Raw genomic sequence first — 19,311 nt, forward strand, 5'->3', positions numbered from 1 at the left:
CTCATTCCTGGCTTGGAACCTGGGGAAGACGGTTTTTTGACACCAGGTCTTCGTGGCCCTCGCCTCACTGCAGCGGCACCACCACCTGGCCTTGGGCATCCACGACCCCGCTGACCACGCGACCCGACTGCACATTGCGCACCAGCACCGACTGCCCCACCCGGCCATCGGCCATGGCCTGGCCGAGGGCGACCAGTCGCACCCCCATCCCCTGGGCGACAAGACTGACCGACTGGCCGTAGTGGACCAGTTGCGGGCCGGAGAGCATGCTTTGCACCAGCGGCTGACCCGCCGCCACGCTGTAACGCAGCACCTGACCGACCAGCGCCTGGGCGTCGTTCACCGCCCCCGGGGGAAGATGCGTGGCGTCGCGCTCGACCGTGGTGAGATCGGCCGCCGTCAGCACATGCCCGGCCTGCAAGGCACGCGCCACGACCACGACGCCCTGCGGCCGGTCGACGCGAACCGGCAGGTAGAGCGACCACACCGAAGGCGCGGCGCAGCGCACTTCCACCGTCTGTGAGCCATAGGGATTGGGATTGCCGAAGTACGCGGTACGCAGCTCAGCGCATTGTGGAAAGCGCAGTCCGGGCGCGGGCCCCTGAACATCGACCTGAACCTTCCCGCCCCCCGCGGGCAGACCCGCGCGCACGAAAGCCTCCACCGCGGCGCGAATACTGGCCGGGCTTTCCGCGGCCGGAGCCGCCCAGGCCGACGGTACCCCGCCCCAAGCCAGGACAAGACCCAGAGCCCAGAGGACTGCACCGGGCCGGGCCTGGCGAATACGGATTGAAATGCGCAACATGGCGTGAAGCCGATCAGGCAGGAAACGATAAAGACGCCCTGGCACCGCAAGGTTCATACCAGCTCGGGCGACTGGGCCTGTTCCAACTTGCCGCGCGGCTCCGATGGATTGAGGATCGACAGCGCCCCACCCCGACCCTCCCCACAAGTGGAGAGGGAGGGAACACGCCTCCCCCACGGCGTGGGGGAGGTTGGGAGGAAGAGACGCCCACCCCGACCCTCCCCACAAGTGGAGAGGGAGGGAACACGCCTCCCCCACGGCGTGGGGGAGGTTGGGAGGAAGAGACGCCCACCCCGACCCTCCCCACAAGTGGAGAGGGAGGGAACACGCCTCCCCCACAGCGTGGGGGAGGTTGGGAGGAAGAGACGCCCACCCCGCCCCCCCACAAGTGGAGAGGGAGCCAACACGCCTCCCCCACGGCGTGGGGGAGGTTGGGAGGGGGAGGCTCTTTCCACGGCCCACCCCACGGCTGTGGAGGAGCAAAACGGCAGCTCCGCCGACCGGCAAACTCTTGCCGCCGGGCGCTTGCCGCTGAGCGCGGCGAAGGCATCTTCCGAGGCGAATACGGGTACGAAACCGCCTTTTCCGCCTGGCATGAAATCTGCAGTCAACCAGGCCAGCAACACCCAGGAACCCGCCATGACCTCCGCCCTCGACCGTGAATTCGCCCCGCTGCAGACCGCATTGAACCTGCGGGCGCAGCGGCAGCAACTGCTCTCGGCCAACATCGCCAATGCGAACACGCCGGGCTACAAGGCGGTGGATCTGGACTTTTCGGCCGCCTTCAAGTCCGCACTCTCGGGCCAGACGGGCGGCGGCCTGCCGCTCAAGACCGAGCACGCCAGGCAACTCGCGGGCAACGTCGCTCCCGCGGGTTCGGACTTCGTCGCGTATCAGGCTGGCAACACGGTGCGGTTGGACGGCAATTCGGTGGACATGAACCGCGAACAGGCGGCGTTCCAGAAAAACAGCATCCAGTACGAAGCCGAACTGACCTTCCTCACCGGCAAGATCAAGACCCTGACCTCGGCCATCACCGGCAACTGAGCCCATCTTCCACGCCCGAACCGCGCCACGCCATGTCACTGTTCTCCGCCCTCGATGTCGCCAACTCCGGCCTGAATGCCGAGAGCTACCGTCTCAACGTGGTGGCCAGCAATCTGGCCAATGCCAACTCCGCCGTCAGCTCCAACGGCCAGCCCTACCGTGCGCGCGAAGTGGTGTTTGCCGCGCAGCCGCTGTCGGGTCCGGGCGTGCCAGCCGGGGTGAACGGCGTTCAGGTGGCCGGCGTGGTGGAGAAGCCCGGCCCGCTCAAACTCGTTTACGAACCCGGCAACCCCCTGGCGAACAAGGACGGCTATGTCAGCTATCCCAACGTCAATCCGGTCGACGAAATGGTCAACATGATCTCCGCCTCGCGCGCCTATCAGGCCGACGTGAACGTGATGACCACCACCAAGAACCTGCTGCTGAAGACCCTCACGCTGGGCCAATGATCCCTTCCGAACGCCCCGCCTCTGCCTGAAAGAACCCCGCCATGAGCACCTCTCCCATCAGCTCCAACTCCTTTTTGACCTCGCTGCAAACGAGCAGCAGTGGCACCTCCGGTAGCAGCACCAGCGGCCTGGGGGGTCTGGCGGACGTCAATACCTTCTACACCCTGTTGGTGACCCAGCTCACCAACCAGGACCCGATGAACCCGATGAGCAACCAGGACCTCTCGGCCCAGCTCGCGCAGTTCAGCACGGCCAGCGGCATTCAGAGCATGCAGCAGTCCATGGCCACGCTCACCGCCCAACTCGCCCAGACCCAGGGTCTGCAAGCCGCCAATCTGGTGGGGCAGACCGTGGTGTTCGACAACAACAGTATCAGCCTGGGCACCAGCGGCACCGCGGCCGGCGGCTTCACCCTGGCCTCGGCGGCGCAGAACGTGCAGGTGCAGGTGGTCAACAACGCCGGGCAGACCGTCGACACCCTGCAGCTCGGCGCGCTGCCCACGGGCGTGCAGACCTTCACCTGGGATGGTTCCACCGCGAACGGCCAGCAGGCCCCGGCAGGCAACTACAGCTTCAACATCACGGCCACCGACAACAGCGGCCAGGCTGTCGCGGCCGTGCCTTTCGGCACGGGCAAGGTGCAGTCGGTCTATTTGAGCGGCAGCAACGGACCCGCACTCCAGATGGAAGGACAGAGCGGCACCGTGCCCCTGTCGAGCCTGTTGGGCGTGATGTAAACCGCCCCGCCCCACCCATTCAACACATTCAGCCACATCCTTTTTTCCGGGGGATTCCATGAGCACGTTTCAAACCGCCCTGTCCGGCCTTAAGGCCGCCTCCACCGACCTGCAGGTGATGGGCAACAACATCGCCAATGCCAGCACCGTCGGCTTCAAGGGCTCGAACGCCGAGTTCGCCGACACCTATGCCGCCGCCATCGCCGGCACCTCGCCGCAGTATGGGCAGGTGGGCATCGGCACCACCGTCTCGACGGTGGCGCAGCAGTTCTCCCAGGGCAATATCGAGTCCACCGACAATCCGCTGGATGTGGCCATCAACGGCCAGGGCTTCTTCCAGTTCGACTACAACGGCTCCACCGTGTATGGCCGCAACGGCCAGTTCCAGCTCGACAAGAACGGCTACATCGTCGATGCCTCGGGCGGCCAGCTCGTCGGGACACCGGCCGTCAGCGGCGTGTTGACCGGCGGCTCGGGCCCGCTGCAGATCACGGCCACCACGCTGGCCCCCAAGGCCACGACCAGCGGCACCCTGGCGCTCAACCTGAATGCCTCGGTCACCCCGATCGCCAGCGGCACCGCCTTCAGCACCAGCGACCCCACCAGCTACAACTACTCGACGACCAGCACCGTCTACGACAGCCTGGGCTCCGCGCATCTGCTCACCACCTACTACGCCCTGCCCTCCACCGGCGCCACGGCCAGCGGCCAGGCGTGGAATGTGTATTACTCGGTCGACGGCACCAGCGCGGCCGGGGGCATCACCAGCGGTGGCCCGTCCACCATTCAGTTCACGTCCACCGGCGCCATCAGCGGTACCGCGACACTGTCCGTCCCCAATATCACCTGGGCCGACGGCGCCGCCGCCTCGAACATCGCGCTGAACTTTGCCGGCTCGACCAACTACAACGCCACTTCGGTGGTGAATGCGCTGACCACCGACGGCTCGGCCGTGGGCCAGCTCAGCAATCTGTCGGTCGATCCGAGCGGCATCATCTACGGACGCTACAGCAACGGCCTGTCGGCCACGCTGGGCATGATCACCCTCACCAACTTCACCGCACCGCAGGGCCTGCAACGTCTGGGCAGCAATTACTTCGTGCCCACCTATGAATCGGGGCAGCCGCTCACCGGGCAGCCCGGCGGCGGCGGGCTGGGCGTGCTGCAGGCCAGCGCGGTGGAGCAGTCCAACGTCGATTTGTCGTCGCAGCTGGTCAATCTGATCGTCGCGCAACAGGCGTATCAGGCCAACGCCCAGACCATCAAGACGCAGAACCAGGTGGTCCAGACTTTGCTTAGCCTGTAAGCAAAACCGCCCGCGACCCCACCCGAGACTGAGCCATGGATACCTTATGGATTGCCGCCACCGGCGCACGCGCCGTCCTGCAGCAGCAGGCGGTGACGGCCAACAATCTCGCCAATGTGAACACCACCGGCTACCGCGGCGAGCAGGCCCAGTTCCGGGCCTTGCCGGTGTACGGCAACACCTTGCCGACCAGCGCCTACACCGCGGTGCAGGGTCACAGCGCCGATCTGCAGGAAGGGCCGATCGTTCACACCGGGCGCAATCTCGACGTGGCCGTCCAGGGCCAGGGCTGGATCGCGGTGCAGGCGCCCAATGGCGACACGGCCTACACCCGCAACGGCGATCTGCAGATCAACAGCAGCGGCATTCTCTCCACCAGCGACGGTCGGCCGGTGCTGGGCCAGAGCGGCGCGCCCATCTCCATGCCGCCGCTGGAGTCGGTGCAGATCGGCTCGGACGGCACGATCTCCGGCGTTCCGGTGGGCAGCCAGCCCAATGCCCTGGTCGTGGTCAACCGCATTCAGCTGGTCAACCCGCCGGCCGGTCAGATGCAGCGCGGCGCCGATGGTCTGTTCCGCGACACCCAGGGCCCGGCGCCGGCCGATGGCACCGTGCAACTCGCCGTGGGCGCCCTGGAGGGCAGCAACGTCAACCCGATGCAGGCCATGATCCAGATCCTCGACAACACCCGTGCGTTTGAAATCCAGACCAAGCTCATGCAGACCGTCGACCAGAATCACCAGGCTTCCACCCAGTTGCTCAATGTGAGCTGACGCGCCTGCACCTCCAACATTCACCCCGCATCCCGGAACCACGCCATGATCCGCTCGCTTTACGTCGCCCGCACCGGGCTCCAGGCCGAACAGACCCAGATGGACGTGATCGCCAACAATCTGGCGAACGTCAACACCAGCGGCTTCAAAAGCTCGCGCGCCGTGTTCCAGGATCTGCTCTACCAGAACCTCACCCAGCCGGGTGCGCAGTCTTCGCAGAGCACTCAATACCCCAGCGGCCTGCAGCTGGGCACGGGCGTGCGCCCGGTGTCCACCGAACGCCTGATGACCCAGGGCAACCTCACGCAGACCGGCAACTCGCTGGACGTGGCCATCAACGGTCAGGGCTTTTTCCAGGTGCTCAAACCCGACGGCACCATCGCCTACACCCGCGACGGCACCTTCCAGCTCAACAATCAGGGCCAGCTCGTCACCGCCAACGGCTATCTGGTGCAGCCCACGGTCACCATTCCGGCGAGCGCGCAGACCGTGACCATCGGCAACGACGGCACCGTGTCGGTCACGCTGCCGGGCCAGGCCGCGCCGCAGCAGGTCGGTGCGCTGCAGCTGGCCAGTTTCGTCAACCCCACGGGCCTGCAGAGCGTGGGCGACAACCTCTACCTGCAGACCGGCTCCAGCGGCGCGCCCAGCACCGGCCAGCCCACGCTCAACGGCCTGGGTTCGGTGCAGCAGGGCTATCTGGAATCGTCGAACGTCAACGTCGTCGCCGAGCTGGTGGACATGATCTCGACGCAGCGCGCCTATGAAGTCAACAGCAAGGCGGTGCAGGCCTCCGACCAGATGCTGCAGTACGTGAACAACAATCTGTGAGCACGGCCATGAAGGTGCTGCATCGTCTCCGTTCGGGTCTGGCCGCAGTCGCCATGCTGGCGCTGGGCGCCTGCGCCATGCCGCAGCAGCACATGAGCAGCGAGGCGCTCAAGCCACTGCCCATTCCGGCACAGCCCGAGGCGATGAACGCTCACGCGCCCAACGGCGCGATCTGGCAGCCCGGCACCAATGTGTCGCTGTTCGAGGACAGCCGCGCCCACCGCGTGGGCGATCTGATCACGGTGCTCATCCAGGAAAACGCCAACGCCACCAAATCGACCAACACCACGGTGAACAAGTCCGACGATGTGAGCGCGGGGCTGTCGAGCTTTTTCGGCAAGCCGCTTACCGCCGGGGGCTATTCGCCCTCGCTGGGCATGACCTCGTCGACCAAGTTCGGCGGCAACGGCGCCACGTCGCAGAGCAACACCTTCACCACCACGCTGCAAGCCACCGTGGTGCAGGTGATGAGCAACGGCAATCTGCAGGTCTCCGGCCAGAAGGAGGTCATGCTCAATGGCGGGCACGAATACATCCGCGTGGCCGGGGTGGTGCGCGCGGCCGACGTCAGCCCGCAGAACACCGTGCTGAGCACCCAGATCGCCAACGCCCGCGTGGAATACAGCGGCACGGGCGATGTCTACGCGGCGGCCAAAGTACCCTGGCTGGCGAGCTTCTTCCTCTCGCTGTGGCCATTCTGACCTTGCGTTCATCCACGATCATGCCTTACCTCCCGCTCCGCCTCCTTCTGCGTCTGGCCCCTGTGCTGGCGTTGCTCGTCTCGGCATGGGCACCCGTGCAGGCCGCCGCCATTCGCGATCTCACCAGCGTGCAGGGCGTGCGCGTCAACCAGCTCGTCGGCTACGGCCTCGTGGTCGGCCTGGGCGGCACCGGCGACCAGGCCACGCAGGTTCCCTACACCACCCAGTCGCTGCTCTCCATGTTCCAGCGTCTGGGCATCAACCTGCCGCCGGGCGTGGCCTCCAATCTGCAGCCCAAGGACGTGGCCGCCGTGATGATCACCGCCAACCTGCCGCCGTTCTCGCAGCCGGGCCAGCAGATCAACATCACCGTGTCCGCCGTGGGCAATGCCTCCAGCCTGGCCGGCGGCACCCTGCTGATGACCCCGCTCAAGGGCGCGGACGGCCAGACCTATGCCGTGGCCCAGGGCAATGTGGTGGTCAGCGGCTTCGGTGCATCCTCGGGCGGCAACAGCACCCAGGTCAACTTCCTCACGGCAGGAATGATCGCCAACGGCGCCACGGTTGAGCGTGCCGTGGCGAGCAATTTCGACCAGTCCGGCCCGCTGGCGCTCGCGCTCAACACGCCCAGCTTCGGCACCGCCAGCCGGGTCGCCGAGGCCATCAACCAGCGCTTCGGCGCAGGCACGGCCACGGCGATGAACGCCGGCGTCATTCAGGTGCAGGCGCCGCTGACCGCGGGAGACCGCACGGCCTTTCTCGGCCAGGTCGAAGCGCTGGACGTCTCGCCCGAGTCCCCGCCGGCCAAGGTGGTCATCGATGCCCGCAGCGGCACGGTGGTGCTCGGTCAGAACGTCACCCTGGGCGCCTGCGCCGTGGCGCACGGCAATCTGTCGGTAACCATCAACACGCAGTACGAAGTCAGCCAACCCAACCCGCTGGGCGCGGGCCAGACGGCCGTCGTTCCCAAGACCGACGTGAAAGCCAAGGTGGACAAGGCCAATCTGCTCATGTTCAAGCCCGGCGTCACGCTTGAAGCCGTGGTCCGCGCGCTCAATGCCGTGGGCGCCGCGCCGCATGATCTGATCGCCATTCTGCAGGCCATGAAGGCCGCCGGTGCGCTGCATGCGCAGCTCGACGTGATCTGAGCCGTTCCGAGCCCGTCCGCCATGGCGACCCTGCCCCCCCTTCCCGCCGCGCCCCCGCCCCCCAGTGGCAACGCCGCCAGCAACAGCCTGTCGTTCCAGGGGCTGAACCAGCTCAAGGCCGCCGCCGAGGCCAATCCGCGCAGTCCGCAGGCCATCAAGGCGGTGGCGCAGCAGTTCGAGGCGCTGCTGATGCAGCAGATGCTCAACGCGATGAACGCCACCAGCCTGGGCCCTGACATGCTGGGCGACACCTCGGGGCCGATGTTCAAGTCGATGTTCACGCAGCAACTCGCCTCCACACTCAGCCAGGGCCAGGGCATCGGTCTGGCGAGCTTCATCGCCCGCGAGCTGTCCAGCCGCTATGGCGCCACGGCCCAAGCAGCCACGCCATCCGCGGCGGCATCTACGGCTGCATCTGCGGCGGCCACGGTCCCCGGCGCCCGGGCCGCCGATGCCAACGCCGCCGCGCTGCCCCTGGACGCCCGCGGCAACGCCGCGTTGCCTGAGCCTTTGAGCACCTATCGGCAGAATGCCCTGCCCGCCCTTGCCGCGGCGCCCGCAACAATGCCCTCGATGAGCACGATCGATGCGCCGAATGCCGCGGCAGCCACACCCGCCGCGCAGCGCAAGAGCGACAAGTCTGCGGCCGAGCAGGCGCGCAGCTTCATCGCCAGCATCCTCCCCAGCGTGCAGACCGCGGCGAAACAGCTCGGCGTGGCCCCCGTGGCCATTCTGGCGCAGGCCGCGCTCGAAACCGGTTGGGGCCAGCACACGCCGGGGAACAATGTCTTCGGCGTGAAAGCCGGCGGCAGCTGGTCCGGCGATACCGTGCAGACCCTCACCCGGGAATTCCAGAACGGCGTCTCGACCGTGGGCGCCGCGGCCTTCCGCGCCTACCAGAACGTGGCCGACAGCGTGGACAACTACGCCGCGCTGCTTTCGCGCCCGCGCTACCAGTCGGCCCGCGGTCAGGGCCACGACATTTCGGCCTTCGCATCGGCGCTGCAGCGCAGCGGCTACGCGACCGACCCCGACTACGCCGCCAAGATCGTGGCCATTGCCCGAAGCCCACGGATGCAGCAGGCTCTGGCGCAACTGGGCGTAGGCTCAAGTTTCAGCACGCAGTGACGTTAAGGCTAGTACCTCCTGCGTCCGCTCCTGCCGTCATGTCCCAGCCCCAGATTCCCCAAGACGAACGCCAGCTCGTCGCCGCGCTGACCGAGGTGCTGCGCCAGCAGCGCCGGGCGCTGGTGAACACCGGCACCGAGGGCGCCCTGCCCGTCACCCCCATCTGGGAGCCGCTGATTCAGGCGCTGGACCAGTTTGCCGACCGGCGCCGGTCGGCCGATCCGGCGCTCGACCGATCGCCCGAGCTGACCGCCGAAGTCACCGCGCTGCGCGACGAAACCCTGGCGCTGCAACACACGCTCACGGTCTGGAGCGCGGCGCTGCAACAGGCCATCACCCAGTCGCAGCGGCAAACGACCGAGCCCACCTATGGTCCGGCGACAGGTGCCTCCAAGGCCTACGGCGGCACGCAGCGCCAGACCCTTGGCCGCGGCTGAGCGGCGCGGCCCTCAGACCCAGACCCAAACGCAGGAACGGACATGTCAGGCATCAGCGGACTTCTCAACAACGCCTTGACCGGCCTGCAGGCGGCGCAATCGGCGCTGCAGGTCACGGGCAACAACATCGCCAACGTCAACACGCCGGGCTACAGCCGGGAGACGTCGGTGCAGTCCACCCTCACGCCCAGCCTGTACGGCGGCCAGTATCTGGGCAACGGCACGCAGATCGACGCGATCACCCGCAGCTACAACAGCTATCTGCAATCGCAGGTCTGGAGCACGACCGCAACCGCCAGCGGCGCCAGCACCGTCAACACCCAGCTCCAGTCCATCGTCAATCTGCTGGCCGGAACGAACGCCGGCCTGAGCACATCGATCAACCAGTTCTTCGCCAGCGGCGTGGCCCAGGTCGCCGCGAACCCGTCGGACATTCCATCGCGACAGAACCTCATCAGCCAGTCGCAGGCCCTCGCGCAGTCGGTCCAGTCTTCCGCGCAGCAATTGCAAAACGCGTCCGACGGCGTCAATCAACAACTGGGCCAGAGCGTAACCGCCATCAACAGCCTCACGCAGCAGATCGCCCAGCTCAACGTCCAGATCAACTCGATGTCGGGCGCGGGCAGCACGCCCAACTCGATGCTCGATCAGCGCGACCAGCTCATCACGCAGCTTTCCTCACAAGTCGGCATCACCGTGCTGGCGCAGGACGGCAATCAGGTCAATGTCTTCACCGGCAACGGACAGGTGCTGGTGGCCGGGGCGCAGTCCTTCGATCTGAAAACCACGCCCAACGCCTACGATCCGTCGCAGCTGGAGGTGGCTTACGCCGCCAATGGCGCCGTCCTGTCACAAGGCCTTCAGGGCGGAACGCTGGGCGGTCTGCTGCAGTTCCGCAGCCAGGTGCTGCAGCCCGCGCAGAACGCGCTTGGCCGCATTGCCGACGGCCTGGCCTCGGCCATGAACAGCCAGCAGGCTCAGGGGCTCGATCTCAACGGACAATTCGGCGCCGCGATGTTCCAGTCCGGCCCGGTACAGGTGTTGGGCAACGCGGGCAATACCGGCAACGCGGTCATCAGCGGCACGGTGGTCGATGCCAACGCGCTCACCACGGCCGACTATCGTCTGAATTTCGATGGCAGCGCCTGGACCGCCACCAATCTGTCCACAGGGCAGGCGGCCACGCTCAGCACCAGCGTGTCCGGTGCCACGACCACGCTCAACTTCGACGGCGTGCAGCTCAACGTCAGCGGCGCCCAGGCCGGCAACAGCTTCGAGGTGTTGCCGACCCGCTATGGCGCGCTGAACTTCCAGTCCACCCTCACCGATCCCACGAAAATCGCAGCGGCCTCGCCTTACGTGTCCAGCGCCGGTCAGATGCAGTCGGGCAGTCTGGTCAACACCAACCTCGGCAACCTCACGCTGTCCTCCGGTCAATACAGCGCCACCAGCGGCGCGGGCGCCACGCTCATCACCGGGGCGAGCGTGCCCACCGCCCTGCAAATCACGATGACGAGCGGCGGCACGAGCGGCAGCGTCGGCTTCCAGGTGACCCAACCCGGTTCGGCCACCGTCTTGGCAACCGGCAGCCTGAGCCTGGGCGGTAGCGGGCAGGTGCTGTCCATCCCCTACGCCAACAACCCGCCAGGCGGCTACTGGAACGTCACCCTGGCGGGAAGCACCGCCGTTTCGGGCGATACCTTCACCCTCAGCGCGGCCAGCGGCGGCAATGGCGGCAACGCCCAGGCCATGGCCGCACTGCAGACGGCCAAGACGCTGGGCCAGGGCAGCACCTCGCTCGAAGGCGCCTATTCGCAGCTCGTCAGTCAGGTCGCGACCCAGGGCAATCAGGCGCAGAGCGCGCTCAGTGCGGCAACCTCGGTCGCTGCCCAGGCCACGGCTGCGCAACAATCCGTCTCCGGCGTGAATCTCGACGAGGAAGCGACCAACCTCATCCAGTACCAGCAGGCGTACCAGGCTGCGGCCAAGGCCATTCAGGTGGGCAACAGCCTGTTCACCTCGTTGCTGCAGGCCGTGCAGTAAAGAAAGAAGGAGCGCCGCCATGCGCATCAGCACCTCACAGTTCTATGCCGCCAGTCTCACGGGCATTCTCAATCAGCAAAACACGCTCAATACCCTGAGCCAGCAGCTCTCCACGGGCAGTACCTTGGTCAACCCATCCGACCAGCCCGTCGCCGCGGCCCAGAACGTCAGCCTGACCGGGCAGATCAACCGGCTGGCCGGCTACACCCAGAACGGCCAGAACGCGCAGAACGCCCTGCAGCTCGAGAGTGCCACGGTGCAGAGCGTCTCCACCCTGGTCAGCCAGGTACGCCAGCTCGCGGTGCAGATGAACAACGGCACCGTCAGCTCGCAAGACCTGAGCAACGCGGCCTCCACCATGCAGGGCTACATCCAGCAACTCGCGCAGTACGCCAACACGCAGGACGGACAGGGCAACTACCTGTTCGCTGGCAGCAAAAGCGGTTCGCAGCCCTTCATCATCCAGGCCGACGGCACGGTGCAATACCAGGGCGATGGCGGACAGAACCAGCTCGCGCTCGGTCCCAGCCTGAGCACGGCCATCGGCGATCCGGGCAGCGCCTTGTTCATGAACACCCGCGCGGGCAACGGTACCTTCACCGTCAATGCCTCCAGCAGCAATACGGGCGGCGCCACGGCGGGCCCCGGCACCGTCAACAACACCGCCCTGGCCCAGCAAACCCTGCAGGTCGACGGCACGCAATACCAGATCAGTTTCAGCGGAAGCGGCGGCTCGATGACCTATGCCGTGACCAGCGGCACGGGCGGCACGTTCTCCGCAAGCCCGGTCGCCAGCGGCGCCTTCACCGCGGGCATGAGCATCGGCCTGCCCCCAGGCAACACCCCGGCCATCACCGTGCCCATCGTCGGCACCCCGGCGGCGGGCGACAGCTTCACCATCGGGGCCTCCGCGCCGCAAAGCCTGTTCCAGACCTTCCACGCCTTGGCGCAGGCCTTCTCGGCTTCGGCACAGACCTCGGGCTCGAACGCCTTGCGCGCGCAGTCCATCAGCAACACGCTGGCCAGCCTCGACCAAAACCAGACCAGCCTGCTCAGCACCCAGGCCAGCATCGGCAGCCGCCTGCAGCAGGTGCAGGCCGTGCAGACGCAGAACGCCAGCCTCACGCTGCAACTGCAAACCCAGCAGACCCAGCTCACCAGCATCAATTACCCCCAGGTCATCACCGACTACCAGTCCAGCCTCACGGCACTCCAGGCCGCACAGAAAGCGTTTACGCAGGCGCAGGGGTTAAGCTTGTTCCAATACCTCTAACCAAGCTTCGATCGACCCGCCTCTGATGGCCAACAATCCTGTGAAACCTCAGTCCAAGGTTTTTGTCACCCAGCCCTTTTTGCCCCCTCTTGAGGAATTTCTGCCCTACCTCCAGCAGATCTGGGACAACAAGATCCTGACCAACGGCGGACCCTTTCATGTCCAGTTCGAACGTGCGCTGTGCGAGCACCTCGGCGTCGAACATGTGGCCCTGTTCACCAATGGCACGCTGGCGCTCGTGACGGCGCTGCAGGCGCTCCGGATCACCGGAGAAGTGATCACCACGCCCTACTCTTTCGTCGCCACGTCGCATTCGCTGTTGTGGAACGGCATCCGGCCGATCTTCGTAGACGTCGACCCCAGGACGCTGAACCTCGATCCCTCGAAAATCGAAGCCGCCATCACGCCGCAGACGACAGCGATTCTGCCCGTTCACTGCTACGGCCATCCCTGCGACGTCGAGGCCATCCAGCACATCGCGGACATCTACAACCTCAAGGTGATCTATGACGCCGCGCACGCCTTCGGGGTTGAGGATGCAGGTGGCAGCATCCTGCGGCATGGCGATCTGTCCGTGCTGAGTTTTCACGCGACCAAGACCTTTTCGACTTTCGAAGGCGGCGCCATCGTCTGCCCCGACGCGAAGACCAAGCAGCGCATCGACCACCTGAAGAATTTCGGTTTCGTCGATGAAACGACGGTCGTGGCTCCGGGCATCAATGGCAAGATGAGCGAGTTCAATGCTGCGCTGGGCCTGCTGCAACTCAATTACATCGGCGAGGCCCTTTCGCGGCGAGCCGCCCTGGACGCGCAATACCGAAGCCTGCTGTCGGCGGTACCCGGCATACGCTGTGTGCCCGACAACGGAGAAACGGTCCGTAATCACGGCTATTTCCCCGTGCTCGTGGGGCCCGAGTATCCGCTCACGCGCGACGCGCTCTACGACAAGCTGAAAACGCGTGGCTATCACGCGCGCCGTTACTTTTATCCACTGATTTCGGATTTCCCGATGTACCGCGGATTTCCCTCGTCTCGCCGCGACAATCTGCCCGTAGCCACACAGATGGCCGAGCAGGTGCTGTGCCTCCCCATCTTCCCGGCGCTCGATCACCAGACCGTCGAGGACATTGTCGCGATCATTGCGGAATGACAACCCAAAGGTAACGACCATGTTGACTCGTTCCGAGCTGGAAGCCATTGGCTTCGCCGAGGTGGGCAAGGACGTGCGGATATCGGATCAGGTCCGGTTCTATGGCGCGCATCGGATCGTTCTTGGCGACCACGTCCGCATCGACGATTTCTGCGTCCTTTCAGCGGGTACGGGCGGCATCCGCATCGGACACCATGTGCATATCGCGGTGTTCAGCTCTCTGATTGGGCAGGGGGAGATAAACGTGTCGGATTTCGCCAATCTCTCTTCGCGCGTCTCCATCTACAGCAGCAGCGACGATTACTCCGGCGCCAGTCTCACTAACCCCACAGTGCCCGCCGAATTCACCCACGTCAACCACGCACCGGTCTGGCTGGGCCGACATGTCATCGTCGGCTGTGGCAGCGTGATTCTCCCCGGCATCACCATTGCCGATGGCGCTGCGATAGGCGCCCTCTCTTTGGTCAATCAAGATTGCGCAGCGTTCGGCATCTACGCCGGATGCCCCGCCAAACGCATCAAGGAGCGCAGTCGCGCGCTTCTCGACCTGGAGGCGCGCTACGTCGCCAGTCAAACGTCCCAGAACCCATGACTTCATCCCTCTACCTCAATGTCGGCTGCGGCAAGGTCAAACTACCAGGCTTCGTCAATATCGATCTGGAACCAGGAGGGGACATCCAATGCGACGTGACGCAGGGGCTTCCCTATGCCGATGCCACGGTCGACGGTATCTACAGCGAACATTTCATCGAGCATCTGAGCCAGAAGGACATCCTGGGTTTTCTCCGGGAATGCCGCCGGGTTCTCAAACCGGGAGGGCGGGCACGAATTGCGACACCCGATCTGGACGCCATCATCACGCAATTCACAGACAACAACTGGCGTCAGCCGTGGCTCGAAAAATACGGATATCAATGGATCAAGAACCGCGCTGAATACCTCAATGTGTCGTTGCGCGAATGGGGACATGCGTGGGTCGTCGACGAAGAGGAACTGTCGCGTCTGGCGAGCTGGGCAGGCCTTGAGCGTCTGCAGCGCGTCAAGCTCAATGAGAGCACCGATCCTCATTTGTCCGGACTGGAAACCCGCCTTGAATCGACGCTGATCATGGAATACGTCCGCGCCGCGGATGCCGTGGACGACCAGCCGCTCGTGTCCATTGTCATCCCGGCGTACCGCGCGGACTTCCTCGCCGCCTGTCTCGACAGCGCCTTGGCGCAGACCCACCATCAAATCGAGATCCTCGTCCTCGACGACAGCCCCTCCGATGCCGTGGCCCGAATCTGCGGGGCCTACGCACAACGCGACCCGCGAGTGACCTATCGACGCAACGCCCAGCCGCTCGGCGAGCCCGAAAACCTTACCCAAGGCATTCGTCTTGCTCGGGGAGAGTTCATCAAGCCTCTATACGACGATGATCTGCTTGCTCCGGACGCGGTGGAACAGCTACTTGCAGCATGGCGTGCCCATCCAGGTGTGCGGCTCGCCGCAGTTCGGCGACTCCCAATGGATGCGGCTGGCCAGCCCCTTGACGAGGCGCTGCTACCGCCGCTCTCGCAGTTGACAGGCCGTCTGCGCGGCACCGAAGTGCTTGGCCACATCCTGGCGCGCGGCCTCAATTTGCTGGGGGAGCCGACCTGCATGATGTTCCGGCGTAGCGACGCGCTGGCGATTGACGAACCCAACGTCATGAGCCTGTTCGGCCATCTTTGCGTCGGCGTGGGCGACGTCTGTCTGGCGCTGCATATGCTCTCCCGAGGCGATCTCGCCTACGTTGCAGACCCCCTTGCGAAGCTTCGCATCCATTCCGCTCAAACACAGCGGCAACAACAGACGCACACGCTCGGCATGGCCAACTGGCAGTACCTGCGACAGCAAGGCGCGCGTCTGGGCATCGCCCTTCAACCTCAGCCGCCGTCGCCCATCGAAGCGGGAGCAGTTCCTCTGCCGACCCCGGCCTTGTCGGACTCAAGCCCAGAGCCTTCTCTGATTCGATCCGGACGCCCCCTGGGTTCGGGCACCGCCGTCCTGCTTCACTTGTTCTACCCGGATTTGTGGGCCGAATTTCTCCCTTTGCTCAGATCCCTGCCCAAGCCTTTCGATGTCTATATCTCGCTGAGCGAAGGACGGGAAGACCTGCTCGCCGACATCGCCCGCGACCTGCCGGACGCCACCGTGATCCGCCATCCGAACCGGGGCCGCGACATTGCGCCTCGCCTAGCGCTGCTGCGCATGGCGCGCGCGCAGCACTATGACCAGTTGCTCTTCCTGCACGGCAAGAAATCGCCGCATCTGAGGGAGATCGAGCACATTCACATTCCCTTCCTTCAGCACAAGGATGGGAATCGCTGGCGTCAGGAGCTTCTTGCCGACCTCCTGGCCTCACCGCAACGCGTCATCGCCACCTTCGCACAAAACCCCAGAGTCGGACTGATCGGTCCCCACGGATTCTGGCTCGAGCTACGGGGCGACGCGAACGTGCCGCGTCTGGCTCATGTGGCCCAGCGCATGGGCATCGCGCCAGATCTCGCGCGGCATGGCTATTTCGCCGGTTCCATGTTCTGGTGCCGCCCCCAGGCGCTTGACCCTCTGCTTGCGCTGGATCTGAAAGCCGGGGATTTCGAGGATGAAGCCGGGCAGACGGATGCCACCCTGGCCCACGTGGTGGAACGGCTATTCACGCTCAGCACGGAGCGGGCCGGGTTCGAGGTCTGCGACACCGCCGGCACCACGCTTGCCGCTCCGCCCAGACTCAACCTGCCCTGGCTGCCCGAGGACCGCTGGGCGCCGCGCGAACAGGATTGGGCACAGCAGGCCATGACGGCATGGCGGCAGGCTGGGCAGGTCGCGCCCAGAATCGCCTTGGCGCTGGCTGCGAACGCCGACTTCCCGCCACAGCCCTCGCGGGCGAGCCTGGCGGCGCAATGGCTGGCCGCACAGCCCTTGATCGAACTGCCCGCTGATCTACCGGGCGATGCCTTCCTGTCTGCCGCCAACCCGGCGCTGCTCGGCAGTGACGGCGACTGGCTCGGTCTGATGGACGCTGGCGACCAGCTCGCCCCTGACGCCTTGTTTCGCGTCAGTCAGGCCCTTCGAGCGCATCCGCAGTGGCAACTCGTCTATACCGATGAAGATCAGATCACCCCGGACGGCCAGCATCTTCACCCGCATTGCAAGCCCGACTTCAACCTCGACTATCTGCGCAGCCTTCCCTATATCGGCGGGCTGCTGCTGATCCGGCGTGATCTGTTCGAGGCGCTGGGTGGCTTCAACCGCCAAGCCGAAGGCGCGGAAGACTACGACCTGCTGCTGCGCGCCTGGGAGCATCTGCAGCAGACCGGCGCCGGGGAAGCCGCCATCGGCCATGTGCCCGAAGTCCTCTACCACCGGCTGCAAGGTTCGGGCCATACGCAGAAATCGGTGCCCGAGATTCTCGCCGCGGGCCATGCCGCGCTGGAGCGTCATTTCGCGCGCCTGGGCATCGCCGCCCAGGTGCAGCCCGGCCCCTTTCCGCCCTCGTTCCGGGTACGCTGGCCGCTTCCCGAGATCAAGCCGCTGGTATCCATCCTCATCCCCACGCGCGATCAGTTGCCCTTGCTGCAGCGCTGCGTGGAATCGGTGATCGAAAAGACCAAGTATCCGGCCTACGAAATCCTGATCATCGACAACGACAGCCAGACCGCGGAAGCCCGCAACTATCTGGCCGCCATCGAGACGAAGGAAGCCGAACTCGGCGGCCGCCTGCGCGTGGTTCGCCAGCCTGGCCCCTTCAACTTCTCCGCGATGAACAACGCCGCGGCCAAGCTGGCGCGCGGCGACTTTCTGCTGCTGCTCAACAACGACACCGCCGCGCTGCACGACGACTGGCTGGACGACATGATGGGCCACGCCGTGCGGCCGGATGTCGGTATCGTCGGCGCCAAGCTGCTCTATCCCGACGGCAAGATCCAGCACGCGGGCGTCATTCTGGGCATGCGCGGCCCGGCCGAACATCCCTTCATCGGCCGCCCGCCGGAAGACCGCGGCTATTTCGGCCGCGCCCAACTCACGCAGAACCTCTCGGCCGTGACCGGCGCCTGTCTGCTCATCCGCAAAAGCGTTTATGAGCAGCTTGACGGGCTGGATGAACAGGCTTTCAAGGTGTCTTACAACGACATCGACCTGTGCCTGAAGGTACGCGAGGCGGGCCTGCGCATCGTGTTCACGCCGTATGCACTGCTGATGCACGAGGGTTCGGCCAGCCAGAAGGGGGGCACCGAGAGCAAGCCCGACGAGGCCAAGCTCAAGCGCTTCGCCGCCGAGAAAGACGCCATGTATGCCAAATGGCTGCCCCAGCTCGCTTTCGACCCGGCCTACAACCGCCACCTCAGTCTCGCCAGTACCGACTTTCTGCTCGAAGACCAGCCGCCTCTGAGCTGGGGCCCGGCCTGGCGCCCACGGCCGCGCGTGCTGGTGCATCCGGCCGATCGTGACGGCTGCGGCGAATACCGCATCATCGCGCCCATGCGCGCCCTCAACCGCGCTGGGCTCACGCAGGGCTGGGAAACCATGCGCCTGTACGAGCCCGCCGAAATGGAGCGCATGCAGCCCGACAGCCTGGTGGTGCAGCGACAGATGGAGTGGCCGCAGATCGAGGCGCTGGAGTGCCACGCGCGCACCAGCCGCGCGTTCCGCGTGTTCGAGATCGACGATCTCATCACCAATCTGCCGCACAAGAGTGTGCACAAGAGCACCATCCACAAAGACATCGCCAAGCGTTTCCGCAAGGCGGCTAGCCTGTGCAACCGGCTGGTCGTGGCCACCGAGCCGCTGGCCAAGGCCTATGCGCATTTCTCCGATGAGGTCGTGGTGCAGCCGAACTATCTGGAAGCTGCGCGCTGGGCTCACCTGCAGCCGGCGCGTGCCGAGCGCAGCAAGCCTCGCGTCGGCTGGGCCGGGGGTGTGGGGCATACGGGCGATCTCGATCTGATTGCCGATCTGGTGCGCGACACGGCCGCCGAGGTCGACTGGGTGTTCTTCGGCATGTGCCCGGAATCGCTCAAACCCCTGGTCAAGGAGTTCCACACTGGGGTGCCGCTCGACCAGTACCCTGCCAAGCTGGCGGCGCTCGACCTCGATCTGGCCGTCGCTCCGCTGGAGGACAACGCCTTCAACGAAGCCAAGAGTCATCTGCGCCTGCTGGAATACGGCATCCTCGGCTATCCGGTCATCTGTTCCGATCTCACGCCCTACCAGGGCCCGTTTCCGGTGACCCGTGTGGCCAACCGCTATCGCGACTGGACTCGCGCCTTGCGCGAGGCCGTGTCTGATCGCGCCGCGCTCCGCGACCAGGGCGATGCGCTCAGGGCCACGGTGCGACGCGACTGGATGATGGAAGATCATCTGGAAAGCTGGCTGAAAGCCTGGCTGCCCTAGGGCCTTTGCGCAAACGCCACAACTTTTACACCACACCGACCGCTTCATCCCGTGGGCCGCTGCTAGCA

At 65.5% G+C, this 19,311-nt stretch carries 16 protein-coding genes; 15 read left to right on the forward strand and 1 reads right to left on the reverse strand.

Annotation, left to right across the window (positions count from 1 at the left end; translation table 11 throughout):
- Positions 1 to 64 precede the first annotated feature (64 nt).
- Positions 65 to 805 carry a flagellar basal body P-ring formation chaperone FlgA gene (flgA, locus tag BVH73_RS00495; protein WP_245800370.1) on the reverse strand — a complete coding sequence of 247 codons (741 nt, stop codon included), beginning with the start codon at positions 803 to 805 and terminating at the stop codon, positions 65 to 67.
- Between the two features lie 594 nt (positions 806 to 1,399).
- On the opposite strand from flgA, the gene flgB reads away from it, so the two are divergent.
- Genes flgB through BVH73_RS00575 form a run of 15 tightly spaced genes read left to right on the forward strand, consistent with a single transcriptional unit; the run spans position 1,400 to position 19,243 of the window.
- A complete protein-coding gene (flgB, locus tag BVH73_RS00505; protein WP_245800371.1) occupies positions 1,400 to 1,852 on the forward strand; it encodes a flagellar basal body rod protein FlgB in 453 nt (150 codons plus the stop codon).
- Between the two features lie 32 nt (positions 1,853 to 1,884).
- Positions 1,885 to 2,301 carry a flagellar basal body rod protein FlgC gene (gene flgC / locus BVH73_RS00510; RefSeq protein WP_079415137.1) on the forward strand — a complete coding sequence of 139 codons (417 nt, stop codon included), beginning with the start codon at positions 1,885 to 1,887 and terminating at the stop codon, positions 2,299 to 2,301.
- 41 nt (positions 2,302 to 2,342) lie between these two features.
- Entirely contained in the window at positions 2,343 to 3,038 is a 696-nt protein-coding gene (locus BVH73_RS00515; protein WP_079415139.1) for a flagellar hook assembly protein FlgD, read from the forward strand.
- Positions 3,039 to 3,096: 58 nt separating this feature from the next.
- Positions 3,097 to 4,344, forward strand: coding sequence for a flagellar hook protein FlgE (flgE, locus tag BVH73_RS00520; RefSeq protein ID WP_079415141.1), 1,248 nt, complete (start codon positions 3,097 to 3,099; stop codon positions 4,342 to 4,344).
- Between the two features lie 35 nt (positions 4,345 to 4,379).
- A complete protein-coding gene (gene flgF / locus BVH73_RS00525) occupies positions 4,380 to 5,117 on the forward strand; it encodes a flagellar basal-body rod protein FlgF (RefSeq protein WP_079415143.1) in 738 nt (245 codons plus the stop codon).
- 45 nt (positions 5,118 to 5,162) lie between these two features.
- Positions 5,163 to 5,948: a flagellar basal-body rod protein FlgG gene (gene flgG, locus BVH73_RS00530; protein WP_079415145.1), complete on the forward strand. Its 786-nt coding sequence runs from the start codon at positions 5,163 to 5,165 to the stop codon at positions 5,946 to 5,948.
- A gap of 8 nt (positions 5,949 to 5,956) precedes the next feature.
- On the forward strand, positions 5,957 to 6,649 hold the full coding sequence (locus BVH73_RS00535) for a flagellar basal body L-ring protein FlgH (RefSeq protein WP_079415147.1): 693 nt from the start codon (positions 5,957 to 5,959) through the stop codon (positions 6,647 to 6,649).
- 20 nt (positions 6,650 to 6,669) lie between these two features.
- On the forward strand, positions 6,670 to 7,797 hold the full coding sequence (locus BVH73_RS00540) for a flagellar basal body P-ring protein FlgI (RefSeq protein WP_079420198.1): 1,128 nt from the start codon (positions 6,670 to 6,672) through the stop codon (positions 7,795 to 7,797).
- A 21-nt stretch (positions 7,798 to 7,818) separates the two neighbouring features.
- Positions 7,819 to 8,925 (forward strand): flagellar assembly peptidoglycan hydrolase FlgJ, encoded by a 1,107-nt coding sequence (flgJ, locus tag BVH73_RS00545; protein ID WP_079415149.1) that lies wholly within the window; start codon positions 7,819 to 7,821, stop codon positions 8,923 to 8,925.
- Positions 8,926 to 8,963: 38 nt separating this feature from the next.
- Positions 8,964 to 9,362 carry a hypothetical protein gene (locus BVH73_RS00550; protein ID WP_079415151.1) on the forward strand — a complete coding sequence of 133 codons (399 nt, stop codon included), beginning with the start codon at positions 8,964 to 8,966 and terminating at the stop codon, positions 9,360 to 9,362.
- A gap of 42 nt (positions 9,363 to 9,404) precedes the next feature.
- Positions 9,405 to 11,405 carry a flagellar hook-associated protein FlgK gene (gene flgK / locus BVH73_RS00555; RefSeq protein ID WP_079415153.1) on the forward strand — a complete coding sequence of 667 codons (2,001 nt, stop codon included), beginning with the start codon at positions 9,405 to 9,407 and terminating at the stop codon, positions 11,403 to 11,405.
- 19 nt (positions 11,406 to 11,424) lie between these two features.
- Positions 11,425 to 12,678, forward strand: a complete 1,254-nt coding sequence (gene flgL / locus BVH73_RS00560; protein ID WP_079415155.1) for a flagellar hook-associated protein FlgL — start codon at positions 11,425 to 11,427, stop codon at positions 12,676 to 12,678.
- 25 nt (positions 12,679 to 12,703) lie between these two features.
- A complete protein-coding gene (locus BVH73_RS00565; RefSeq protein ID WP_079415157.1) occupies positions 12,704 to 13,828 on the forward strand; it encodes a DegT/DnrJ/EryC1/StrS family aminotransferase in 1,125 nt (374 codons plus the stop codon).
- Between the two features lie 19 nt (positions 13,829 to 13,847).
- Positions 13,848 to 14,420: an acyltransferase gene (locus BVH73_RS00570; RefSeq protein WP_079415159.1), complete on the forward strand. Its 573-nt coding sequence runs from the start codon at positions 13,848 to 13,850 to the stop codon at positions 14,418 to 14,420.
- Positions 14,417 to 19,243 (forward strand): glycosyltransferase, encoded by a 4,827-nt coding sequence (locus BVH73_RS00575; RefSeq protein ID WP_169836728.1) that lies wholly within the window; start codon positions 14,417 to 14,419, stop codon positions 19,241 to 19,243. Before BVH73_RS00570 ends, BVH73_RS00575 begins: the two co-directional genes overlap by 4 nt.
- Positions 19,244 to 19,311 lie beyond the last annotated feature (68 nt).

Source organism: Thiomonas intermedia (assembly GCF_002028405.1).
GTDB lineage: Bacteria > Pseudomonadota > Gammaproteobacteria > Burkholderiales > Burkholderiaceae_C > Thiomonas > Thiomonas intermedia.